Source organism: Streptomyces montanisoli (genome assembly GCF_017813245.1).
Classification (GTDB): Bacteria; Actinomycetota; Actinomycetes; order Streptomycetales; family Streptomycetaceae; genus Streptomyces; species Streptomyces montanisoli.
In genome coordinates this window covers 1-8,347 of the sequence record NZ_JAGIQL010000222.1, presented here as the reverse complement: position 1 = coordinate 8,347, position 8,347 = coordinate 1, and the positions used below count along the sequence as shown (strand labels likewise).

Annotated in this window: 10 protein-coding genes and 1 pseudogene; 7 read left to right on the top strand and 4 right to left on the bottom strand. The window is 73.1% G+C overall.

Annotated features, from left to right (window positions below):
- Positions 1–244 (top strand): annotated as a pseudogene (locus JFN87_RS30295) (hypothetical protein); the annotation flags it as partial.
- Complete coding sequence (locus JFN87_RS30290; RefSeq protein WP_209345262.1) at positions 241–840, top strand: DNA-3-methyladenine glycosylase I; 600 nt, start codon at positions 241–243, stop codon at positions 838–840. The pseudogene JFN87_RS30295 and the gene JFN87_RS30290, both read left to right, overlap by 4 nt.
- Positions 841–868: 28 nt before the next feature.
- Here the strand turns inward: JFN87_RS30290 and chcB are convergent, their stop codons facing one another.
- Positions 869–1,672: a 2-cyclohexenylcarbonyl CoA isomerase gene (gene chcB, locus JFN87_RS30285; protein ID WP_209345260.1), complete on the bottom strand. Its 804-nt coding sequence runs from the start codon at positions 1,670–1,672 to the stop codon at positions 869–871.
- 280 nt (positions 1,673–1,952) lie between these two features.
- On the opposite strand from chcB, the gene JFN87_RS30280 reads away from it, so the two are divergent.
- Positions 1,953–2,120, top strand: a complete 168-nt coding sequence (locus JFN87_RS30280; RefSeq protein WP_003966491.1) for a DUF3117 domain-containing protein — start codon at positions 1,953–1,955, stop codon at positions 2,118–2,120.
- A 175-nt stretch (positions 2,121–2,295) separates the two neighbouring features.
- On the opposite strand, the gene JFN87_RS30275 is transcribed toward JFN87_RS30280, so the two are convergent.
- Positions 2,296–3,012, bottom strand: coding sequence for an O-methyltransferase (locus tag JFN87_RS30275; RefSeq protein WP_209345264.1), 717 nt, complete (start codon positions 3,010–3,012; stop codon positions 2,296–2,298).
- A 99-nt stretch (positions 3,013–3,111) separates the two neighbouring features.
- On the opposite strand from JFN87_RS30275, the gene sigE reads away from it, so the two are divergent.
- From sigE to JFN87_RS30255, 4 genes are all read left to right on the top strand, one after another.
- Positions 3,112–3,885 carry an RNA polymerase sigma factor SigE gene (sigE, locus tag JFN87_RS30270; protein WP_209345258.1) on the top strand — a complete coding sequence of 258 codons (774 nt, stop codon included), beginning with the start codon at positions 3,112–3,114 and terminating at the stop codon, positions 3,883–3,885.
- Positions 3,882–4,826 carry an anti-sigma factor family protein gene (locus JFN87_RS30265; protein ID WP_209345256.1) on the top strand — a complete coding sequence of 315 codons (945 nt, stop codon included), beginning with the start codon at positions 3,882–3,884 and terminating at the stop codon, positions 4,824–4,826. Before sigE ends, JFN87_RS30265 begins: the two co-directional genes overlap by 4 nt.
- 130 nt (positions 4,827–4,956) lie before the next feature.
- The gene (locus JFN87_RS30260) at positions 4,957–5,466 is read left to right on the top strand and encodes a sec-independent translocase (RefSeq protein ID WP_209345254.1); all 510 of its coding nucleotides are present in this window, start codon (positions 4,957–4,959) and stop codon (positions 5,464–5,466) included.
- Positions 5,467–5,569: 103 nt separating this feature from the next.
- Positions 5,570–6,352 (top strand): hypothetical protein, encoded by a 783-nt coding sequence (locus JFN87_RS30255; RefSeq protein ID WP_209345252.1) that lies wholly within the window; start codon positions 5,570–5,572, stop codon positions 6,350–6,352.
- 96 nt (positions 6,353–6,448) lie between these two features.
- Here JFN87_RS30255 and JFN87_RS30250 read toward each other — a convergent pair whose 3' ends face one another.
- The gene (locus tag JFN87_RS30250) at positions 6,449–7,609 is read right to left on the bottom strand and encodes an Mrp/NBP35 family ATP-binding protein (protein ID WP_209345250.1); all 1,161 of its coding nucleotides are present in this window, start codon (positions 7,607–7,609) and stop codon (positions 6,449–6,451) included.
- Between the two features lie 143 nt (positions 7,610–7,752).
- Positions 7,753–8,347: DUF1003 domain-containing protein (locus tag JFN87_RS30245; RefSeq protein ID WP_209345248.1), on the bottom strand; the 595-nt coding region annotated here is incomplete at its 5' end.

Sequence of the window (8,347 nt, the reverse complement as noted above, 5' to 3'; positions counted from 1 at the left end):
CGCGCGGCCCGCCGCCGGGCCCGGCGACCCGGGCCAGGGCGTCCAGGGCACGCAGGGCTTCGCCGCACCGGGCCAGGGCACGCAGGGCTACGGCGCGCCCGCCTATGGCACGCCCGGCGGCGCGCCTGACCACGGCGCGCAGGAGGCGTGGCCCGGCCACCGGGAGGATCCGCCGTCGTGGTCCCCGCCCGGGTACCAGCCGGGCTACGAGCCCGGTCACGGGCAGGAGGAGGACGGCCGATGAGCGCGGCTTCCCCCGCCGCGCCCGGCCCCGACGGGCTCCCGCGCTGCCCCTGGGGGCTGTCCACCGAGGACTACGTGGCGTACCACGACACCGAGTGGGGCCGCCCGGTCCGCGGCGACGACGCGCTGTTCGAGCGGCTCAGCCTGGAGGCGTTCCAGTCCGGCCTGTCCTGGATCACGATCCTGCGCCGCCGCGAGACCTTCCGCGCGGCGTTCGCGGGTTTCGGGATCGCGCGGGTCGCCGCGTTCACGGAGCAGGACCGCGAGCGGCTGCTCGCCGATCCCGGCATCATCCGCAACCGCCTCAAGGTCGACGCCACGCTGGCGAACGCGAAGACGCTGGCCGCGTGGCAGCCGGGCGAGCTCACCGAGCTGATCTGGTCCTACGCGCAGGACCCGGCCGGGCGCCCGCTGCCCGTGACGACGGCGGACGTCCCGGCCGTGACGGCCGAGTCGACGGCGCTGTCCAAGGAGCTGAAGAAGCGCGGCATCCGCTTCGTGGGCCCCACGACGGCCTACGCGCTGATGCAGGCGTGCGGCCTGGTCAACGACCACCTGGCGGGCTGCGCCTTCTCGGACGTCACCGTCGCGCGCTGACGCGGTGCGGGGCTCGGCGACCCAGGGCTCAGCGGCCCAGGTACCGCGGCTTCCGCTTCGCAAGGAAGGCCTCGACGGCCAGCCCGTGGTCCTCGGACGCGCCCGCCCTCGACTGCCCCTCGTCCTCCTTCTCCAGCGCCTCGTCCAGCGAGTGGTCGGTGCCGTACGCGAGCGATTCCTTGATCGCCGCGTACGCCACGGTCGGTCCCTCCGCCAGCGCGCGCGCCACGGCGGCGGCCTCGCCCGCCAGGTCGGCGGCCGGCACGAGGCGGTTGACCATGCCCAGCTCGTACGCCTCCTGCGCCCGCACCGTCCGCGGGAAGAGCAGCAGGTCGGCGGCGCGGCCCTGGCCGATCATGCGCGGCAGCGTCCAGGACAGCCCGGAGTCGGCGGCCAGCGCGACGCCCACGAACGAGGTGTTGAAGCTCGCCGTCTCCGCGACGACCCGGTAGTCGGCGGCCAGCGCGAACCCCATCCCCGCGCCCGCGGCCACGCCGTTCACGCCCGCCACCACGGGCTTCGGCATGGTCGTGATGGCGCGCGCGATGGGGTTGTAGTGCTCGCGCACCGTGCGCATGGTGTCGGTCGACCCCGCCGCCTTGGCCTCGGCGAGCAGCGCGACGTGCTCCTTGAGGTCCTGGCCCACGCAGAAGGCGCGGTCACCCGCGGCGGTCAGCAGCACGGCGCGTACGGCGCTGTCGTCGGCCGCCTCCCGCAGGGAGTCCCTGAGCGCCACCTTCGTCGCCACGTCCAGGGCGTTCATCGCCTCGGGACGGTTGAGGGTGATCGTCGCGAGACCGTCGCGCACCTCGTACAGCACCGTGTCCGCCATGTTCCGGGTCCTTTCGTGGGCTCGTCTTCCCTCGTGCGGGCACCAGCATGACGGACGGCGGGGGCCCGGTGGTGTGCCAGGGCGGCGAAGTATCGCAGGCAGATCGCCGAATTGGGGGGTTTTGCGCGAACGCGTTGCCCAAGCGATGCCGTCCGATGTTGGTCATCGGGTCGTGCGATGCGGGATAATGCGCAGGAAGCATTGTGTTCGATGCCGGTGTCACAGCGCCTGCCACGGGGCCGCCGGCTGCGACGAGCTGGTTTCAGGAAGGGGAACGAGCATGGCGGCCATGAAGCCGCGGACGGGCGACGGCCCGCTCGAGGTGACCAAGGAGGGGCGGGGCATCGTCATGCGGGTTCCGCTCGAAGGCGGTGGTCGGCTTGTGGTCGAGCTGACCCCGGACGAGGCGGACGCTCTCGGCGACGCGCTGAAGAAGGTCGTCGGCTGAGCGGGACGGCCATCGCCACCGTCCCTCGAGCCTTCGCCCCGGGGGTCACCCCGAACGACACCGTCGCTGCCCCGGTACGGACGAAAATGGTCCGTGCCGGGGCAGTACGGCGCCCGGGGCCGATCCGTGCCCCCTCGGGCCGCCCCTGTGGACGCGCCCCTGCAGCCAGGCGCCCTCAGCCCGCTGACGGCCCCCTGCGCACGGCGCACAGCAGGCCGTCGCCCACGGGCAGCAGCGAAGGCAGCAGCTCGTCGCTCTCCCGCACCGCCCGCAGCAGCTCCCTGACCCTGAGCACCTCGGTCGGCTGGACCGCGGAGTCGATCGTGCGGCCCGAGGCGAAGACGCCCTCGAAGCACACAAGCCCCCCAGGTCGCAGCAGGCGCAACGATTCAGCCAGGTACTCCAGCGACTCCAGCCGGTCGCCGTCGCAGAAGACGATGTCGTAGCCGCCGTCGGCGAGCCTCGGCAGCACGTCGAGCGCGTGGCCGGGGATGAAGCGCGCCCTGTTGCCCGTGAAGCCCGCGGCGCGGAACGCCTGCCGGGCGAACTGCTGCCGCTCGGGCTCCACGTCCACCGTGGTCAGCACACCGTCGGGACGCATGCCCCGCAGCAGGTGGATGCCGGAGACGCCGGTGCCCGTGCCGATCTCGGCGACCGCCTTCGCGTCCGCCGTGGCGGCGAGCAGCCGCAGCGCGGCGCCGGTGCCTGGTGACACCGAGCGGAGCCCACTCTCCCTGGCCCGCTCGCGGGCCCAGCGAAGTGGATCGTCCTCGGCGACAAAGGCGTCGGCGAACGCCCAGCTCGTCTGCCGGTTGGCGGTAATGACCCTCTCCTTGTCCCCCGGTGTCGGCGCAACCGTGACTGTATCCGCTGGGGTCGGGAACCCGCCGATGGCACCGGACGTTGAGCGGGGTGAGGGCACGGCGGGGGAATCGGCCCGAATCCAAATTCGCGTAAAGATTCTTATCCGGAGCTAACGGGCGAGGTGGTTATGGTAGGGGCTCTACTGGACACCACCAGAGCCGACAGGGGAGGTGCGGCCGCGACTGTGGATCGGACGGGAGTGCTTCGGCGCTTCCTCGGGTCGGCAGGTGAGCCGAAATCCGTGACCGACACTGCTGACCGTTCCCGCTCCACCGACTCCGCGGTCACCGCGACCTTCGCATCGGATGCGGAGTCGCAGGCGTGGACTCCTCCCACCTGGGAGGAGATCGTCAGCACGCACAGCGGACGCGTCTACCGCCTGGCCTACCGCCTCACGGGCAACCAGCACGACGCGGAGGACCTGACCCAGGAGGTCTTCGTCCGCGTCTTCCGCTCGCTGTCCACGTACACGCCCGGCACGTTCGAGGGCTGGCTCCACCGCATCACGACCAACCTCTTCCTCGACATGGTCCGCCGCAAGCAGCGCATCCGCTTCGACGCGCTCGGCGACGACGCGGCGGAGCGCCTCGCGAGCCGCGAGCCGTCCCCGCAGCAGGCCTTCCACGACACGCACTTCGACGCGGACGTGCAGCAGGCGCTCGACACGCTCGCCCCCGAGTTCCGCGCGGCGGTCGTGCTCTGCGACATCGAGGGCCTGTCGTACGAGGAGATCGCGGCCACGCTCGGCGTGAAGCTCGGCACGGTACGCAGCAGGATCCACCGTGGCCGCTCGCACCTGCGCAAGGCACTCAAGCACCGTTCCCCCGAAGCACGCGCCGAGCACCGCTCCTTCGTGGGGGTGGCGGGCGTCAGCGTGGCCGGGGAGGGCGGAACGGCGTGAGCGGCCCCAGCCCGACACCCTCGGAACACCACCTGGGGGACCGGCTCGCCGCCCTGGTGGACGGCGAGCTCGACCACGACGAGCGCGAGCGCGTACTCGCGCACCTGGCGACGTGCGCCCGCTGCAAGGCCGAGGCGGACTGCCAGCGCAGGCTGAAGAGCGTCTTCGCCGAGGTGGCGCCGCCGCCCCCGTCCGCGGGGCTGCTCGCGCGCCTGCAGAGCCTGCCGGGCGGCGGCTGCACGTCCTCGCACGATGACGACGACAAGCGCGGCCCGTTCGACCGCGGGTTCCTCGGCGGCGGCGGGCAGGGCTCGTTCGGCCACGGCGTGTTCGATGCGCCCGACGCCCACGGCCCGCACATGGACACCTTCCGGTACGCCGGTGCGCACGGCGCCTCCGTCTTCCCGATCCACGAGGTCGGCAAGCGGGAGTCCGAGCGCTCGCCCTGGCGGGCGCGGCGGTTCGCGTTCGCGGCCGCGGGCGCCGTCTCCCTCGCGGCGATCGCGCTCGGCGGCGCTCTCCCCGCCGCGTCCGGCCCCGGCGCACCCGCCCGCAACAACGTCGTACCGCTGCGCGTGGCCGGATCGTCCACGGCCGCGGAGTCCGGCCGCCGCCAGGGCATCGGCGGCGGACCGCTGTCCCGAACGGGCACGTCGGCGCGGGCCGCGGCCGCCCCTGGCACGCTCCAGGCGCGGAACCTGCCGGTGCACGCCGCGCTGTCGTCCCGCACATTCGCGGCTCCGTCCTTCGCGGCGCCGCCCTACGCAGCGCCGTCCGTCCCGAGCCTCGCGTTCGGTGCGCCCGTCTTCCCCGCCGACGCGGTCAACAGCGCCCCGCCGGCGCCCCTCGCGGCCGCCGCGGGCGCACTGCGGACGATGAACGGCTCCATGGCCCCGATCGGCCTTTCGGGCGGGCCCGGCCGGCTGTCCGGGTCCGGCTGACCGCGCCGGGGAGGGTACCGCCGGGACGGTGGGTGCGGGTACCGTGTAACGGCCCGGACCTTGACCCCACCGCGGACCAGGACGGACCCGACCCGTTCCCGCCGGCACGGAGAGCACAAGGAGCTGCTAGGTGTTCAACGACATTGGCCCACTGGAGATCCTCGCTCTCGTGATCCTCGCCGTGATCGTTTTCGGTCCGGACAAGCTGCCGAAGGTCATCCAGGACGGCGCGCGGCTCATCCGCAAGGTCCGCGAGTTCTCGGAGAACGCGAAAGAGGACATCAGGTCGGAGCTGGGCCCCGAGTTCAAGGACTTCGAGTTCGAGGACCTCAACCCGAAGACGTTCGTGCGCAAGCAGATCATGGAGAACGACGACTTCAAGGAGATCCGCAGCAGCCTCGACCTGCGCAAGGAGATCTCCGACGTCGCCGACATGAAGAAGGACTTCGGCGTCGCCGAGATGAAGAAGGAGATGGCCGAGGTCGCGGACGCCGTGCATGGCCGCGACACGGCCGCCGCAGCCGTGCCGATCGCCTCCGCCAACGGCTCCGCGGCCGCCTCCACCACCCCCGACCTGCTCAAAAAGCGCGAGGAGCCGGACGGCGGCGACCACCCGCCGTTCGACGCGGACGCCACCTGAGCCACGCCTGTCCTGCCCCGCGGGGGCGGGGTGGCTATCCTCCAACTGTCCGGCAGGTGTGAGTCCCCGGACCCAGGGCAGATCGAGGAGGCGGGCCGGACCGATGGAGACGACCAGTCAGGCGGCGACCCAGGAGGTCGCTGACGAGGCTGAGGAGCGGGACACGCTGGAGCCGTCGAGACCCGTCGACGGGTACCTCAGGGCAGGCTTCCCCTGGTACGGCCTCGACGCCGCGTACACGGGTCCGCGCAGCCTCATGCAGGCTGTCGCGGCCGCGGACGGCACCGTGCAGCACGGCGCGGTGCGGCACGGCGGGGAGCCCGCGGTCAGGCCCGAGACGATCGCGGTGCCCGCGGCCGCGTCCGCGGGCGGCGACGACAGCGGCGAGGACAGGCAGCGCTTCGTCGTGGTGATCACCGTCGCGGCGAGCCCCGCACGGGGCAGCGGGGACGGCACGGGCCGGCTGGACGCGACGACCGCGTCGTCCGCCGCGTGGCTCGCGGGCTCGGGCCTGCTGTCGTGCACCTGGCCTGGCCAGCTCGACCACACCCTGCGCGACGACTGGCTGACCCAGCAGACGGAGATCGCCTTCGAACTCGCCGACGACCTGGAGAGCCCGGAGTGGGCCGTCCTGTCGCTGCCGGTCGACGGCGTGCCGACGCCGTTCCGCTACCGCGAGTCGGAGTACGGCTGGGTGCTCGCGGGGTCCACCCACGGCGTGCACCTCGGCGCGTACGGGCGCGGCATGAGCGCGTACGGCCTCGGCTTCGCGCGCATCGAGGACATCAGGTCGTACGAGCCCCAGGACCGTGACGCGGCCCAGGCAGAGGCCCAGGCTCAAGAGGCCGAGGCCCCGGACGCCCAGGCCCAGGACGCCCAGGTCTAGGCGAGGTCTGGGCGACGGCACCACGCCGGCGGGGCGGTGGGTTCGGCCCGCCCCGCGGCATGCCACGCCGCACGCCTGCCGCTGCCTGCCGTCGCGTCAGAACTTGTTGCGCGGCGTGATGCCCAGGGACAGGCCGGACAACCCGCGCTTGCGCTCGCCCAGGCGGTCCGCGATGGAGCGCAGCGCCGCGCCCGCCGGGGACTCCGGGGCGGTCAGGACCACGGGCCTGCCGTCGTCGCCGCCCTCGCGCAGCCGCACGTCGATCGGGATCGCGCCGAGCACCGGCACCTCGGCGCCCGTCGTGCGCGTGAGCCCCTCCGCGACCAGCTTGCCGCCGCCCGTGCCGAACACGTCCAGCATCTCGCCGCAGTGCGGGCACGGCAGCCCCGACATGTTCTCGACGACGCCCACGATCTTCTGGTGCGTCTGCACGGCGATCGAGCCGGCGCGCTCCGCGACCTCCGCCGCCGCCTGCTGGGGCGTGGTGACGACGAGGATCTCCGCGTTCGGCACGAGCTGCGCCACCGAGATGGCGATGTCGCCGGTGCCGGGCGGCAGGTCGAGCAGCAGCACGTCCAGATCGCCCCAGTACACGTCGGCGAGGAACTGCTGCAACGCGCGGTGCAGCATGGGCCCGCGCCACACGACCGGCGCGTTGCCCGGCGTGAACATGCCGATGGAGATGACCTTTACGCCGTTGGCCGACGGCGGCATGATCATGTTCTCGACCTGCGTGGGCCGCCCGTCGGCGCCGAGCATGCGCGGCACGCTGTGCCCGTAGATGTCCGCGTCGACGACGCCGACCTTGAGGCCGTCGGCGGCCATCGCCGCCGCAAGGTTCACCGTCACCGACGACTTGCCGACGCCGCCCTTGCCCGAGGCGACCGCGTACACGCGCGTCAGCGACCCCGGCTGCGCGAACGGCACCTCGCGCTCCGTCTGGCCGCCGCGCAGCGACGCCGCCAGCTCGCGGCGCTGCTCGTCGCTCATCACGTCGAGCTCGACCGAGACCGACGTGACGCCGTCCACCCGCTGCACGGCCTCGGTGACCTCGCGGGTGATGGTGTCGCGCAGCGGGCATCCGGAGACCGTCAGGTACACCGCCACGGCCACCGCGCCGTCGTCCGCGATCTCCACCGATTTGACCATGCCGAGATCGGTGATCGGCCGGTGGATCTCGGGGTCGTTCACCGTCGCAAGCGCGTCGCGCACCGCGTCCTGCGCGGGGACGGTGGTTCCGTACGTGTCGGTAGCCATACCGAGATGGTACGGCGCCGCGCACCCTCTCCGGGAAGCGCCGAGCCGCTGTTGAGACGGCCGTCACGACGGCGCCGTACGAGCCCGCCCAGCGCCAGCCCGCGACCCGCGCGTGACCCGGCCTGGGACCGCTCGTGACCCGCTCAGCGCTCCCGGCCGGTGTGGTCCCTCGCCGCCCCGTTCAGGCGACGGTCCTCGCGCCGCTCCTCGCGCCCGCCGTCACGCCGGTCGTCCAGTTCCCGCACCAGGTCCTCGAGCTCCGACCTGATCCAGTCGCGGGTCGCGACCTCGCCGAGGCCGATCCGCAGCGCCGCGATCTCGCGCGTGAGGTACTCCGTGTCCGCGATCGACCGCTCGTCCTGCTTGCGCTCCTGCTCCCTGGTGACGCGGTCGCGGTCGTCCTGCCTGTTCTGCGCGAGCAGGATCAGCGGCGCCGCGTACGACGCCTGGAGCGAGAGCGTCAGCGTCAGGAAGATGAACGGGTACTGGTCGAACCTCAGCCCGACGGGCGCGGCGATGTTCCACACCACCCACACGATGATGACCAGCGTCATCCAGACGATGAAGCGGCCCGTGCCGAGGAAGCGCGCCACCCGCTCCGAGAGCCGGCCGAAGGCCTCCGGGTCGTACTCGGGCAGCAGCCGGCGCCGCTGCGTCCTCGGCTGGTCGAGCCGCACCCGCGAACGGCCCTCGCCCGGGGCGCGCCGCGGATCGTCGCGCGGGCGCCTGCGTGCCTCG